This window comes from Acinetobacter sp. AR2-3 (assembly GCF_001878775.1).
Taxonomy (GTDB): Bacteria; Pseudomonadota; Gammaproteobacteria; order Pseudomonadales; family Moraxellaceae; genus Acinetobacter; species Acinetobacter lwoffii_D.
This window is the reverse complement of sequence record NZ_MJIQ01000111.1, coordinates 1-1,917: the sequence shown is the minus strand read 5'-3', so window position 1 is coordinate 1,917 and position 1,917 is coordinate 1. Positions and strand designations below refer to the sequence as shown.

General features: G+C 33.9%; 2 protein-coding genes and 1 pseudogene. 1 reads left to right on the top strand and 2 read right to left on the bottom strand.

The window, feature by feature from the left end:
- Positions 1 to 160: 160 nt before the first annotated feature.
- Together BFN00_RS15620 and BFN00_RS15615 are read right to left on the bottom strand one after the other, a co-directional pair.
- Positions 161 to 778: a hypothetical protein gene (locus BFN00_RS15620; RefSeq protein WP_071852348.1), complete on the bottom strand. Its 618-nt coding sequence runs from the start codon at positions 776 to 778 to the stop codon at positions 161 to 163.
- Entirely contained in the window at positions 778 to 1,644 is an 867-nt protein-coding gene (locus BFN00_RS15615; protein WP_071852347.1) for a tyrosine-type recombinase/integrase, read from the bottom strand. The genes BFN00_RS15620 and BFN00_RS15615 overlap by 1 nt, the downstream gene beginning before the upstream one ends.
- Positions 1,645 to 1,790: 146 nt before the next feature.
- On the opposite strand from BFN00_RS15615, the pseudogene BFN00_RS15610 reads away from it, so the two are divergent.
- A pseudogene (locus BFN00_RS15610) lies at positions 1,791 to 1,917 on the top strand (IS3 family transposase); the annotation flags it as partial.

The window sequence follows — 1,917 nt, the reverse complement described above, 5'->3', positions numbered from 1 at the left end:
CTCATGCTGCTGCTCAGTGTCATTATATCTTCCTCTTGCTCTTCACTTGTCACTCTGTTTCTCGCTTTCTTTTTCTTTTTTTTTTTTAATGAACCGCCGACCACCGAGATCTACACGCGTAAGATCGTCGGCAGCGTCAGATGTGTATAAGAGACAGCGCTTACTTATGCGCTTCGGGATAACTTTTTCTAACAGCCATATCAAAAGTTTCTGGAAGACCTGCAACTCGACATACTTTCTTTACTGTAATAACTTCCTTCTTAAATAAAAGAGTATCTAATGCTTTTAACAATCTTTCATGTTTTTCTTTATTTCCATATCGAGAAAATTGACTTTGAGTTTCAATTATTTTTTCAACAACATCAGGTAAAAATTGATATATATAAGAGTCATTAACTTCTGCTTCTTTAGCTACTCCTAAAATACTTATCTTTGCATTATGACTTACATTCTTGGTTTTACCTGATTTAAAACGCTCAATTGCATCTAAACAGCATCTTCTCGCATGGTTAGCATGATTAGTAATACTTTCATTCTTAGGCGCTTTCAATGAATTTACATACAGCATTACATCTCTAAACTCTCTATGGAGTTCAGTAAGTGATACATTTGCTTCTTTAGCAATATTCTTAAAGATTAACTTAGCATTTTTACTAATCACAATAGGATTGCCATTTTTTATCCTATCAATAGCTTCTATTGCCTGTTTTCTAATATTTTTATGCTCAACTTTAATATCTTCATTAATAACTATGTTTTCAGCGAAATTCTTGCTCATTAACTTTGATCCTTTTTAAATTTTTGGAATGCTGTCTTTAAATCTTGATCATTTAAATGAGCGTAAGTATTGATGGTTGTTTGAATATCTTTATGCCCCAGACGTTTCTGAACATAAGAAGCATCCCAACCACTTCTTAGCAATTCTGTTGCATGTGTATGTCGAAAAATATGAGGACTAAATGGAATATTTAGAGTTTTAGCCAAACGACTGAATTTCGTGTAAACAGCACTGTAACTTAATGGCTGTCCCTTATTCTCGCCCCATATATTTACAAAAACATAGTCAGAATCAATATCGTCAAAGTCATAAACAACATAATCTGTGTAGCGTCTTATGAGATCAGCACTAACATCAATAACTCTAGTTTCTTGGCTTTTAGCCCTCGCATTATTAAGGTTATCATCACGATAAATTACATGAATTGTGCTATCCCAACTTTTAATATCTTCATGCCTTAAACCAAGACACTCACCTATACGCATACCTGTTTCATGGAGTAAAGCTACTAAAAACTTATCTCTGCGGTTAGCACATGAATCTAGAATTTTATTAACTTGTTCAAACGTTAATGTTTTTGGGATTCGTTTTGGCTCTTTAACTTTAAGAATACTGTGTTTAGCAAAGTCAGATTTACTAATATGGTGTAGAAATGGTTTGTAGCTTTTATGCTTAGATTTGCTTAACTTCTTATCATTTAAAGCTAGTGCGCTGCCTAATCTTGAATGGTAATCATAAAATGCTGTTATTGCCGTAACTATCGTATTTATTGTTTTTTCTGAACGTAACGACACCTTTGAGGAAAAAGGAATAATATTACTTGCATCTACTGTTCCTAATTTGAGAAAGTTGATGAACTCTGACATTTCAATTAAACCGATCTCATTCCAACTATAGTTCTTCAAAGACAGAAATAGCCAAAACTGATGTGGTTCTAGGATTTTAGACCACGCCTATAAGTGATAATCTACTCCCCAATAAGCATGGGAAATGCTTGTTTTTGGAGTCAACCATGACACGAAGAAAACGTCGTAATCATTCAGCAGAGTTTAAAGTTAAAGTTGCTCTCGCAGCAATTAAAGGCGACCACACACTCGCTGAACTTTCTACTCAATTCGATTTACATCAAAACCAAATCA

Coding starts and splice junctions, on each gene's coding strand:
- BFN00_RS15615 (WP_071852347.1), bottom strand. CDS start 1,644: ATGTCAGAGTTCATCAACTTTCTCAAATTAGGAACAGTAGATGCAAGT.
- BFN00_RS15620 (WP_071852348.1), bottom strand. CDS start 778: ATGAGCAAGAATTTCGCTGAAAACATAGTTATTAATGAAGATATTAAA.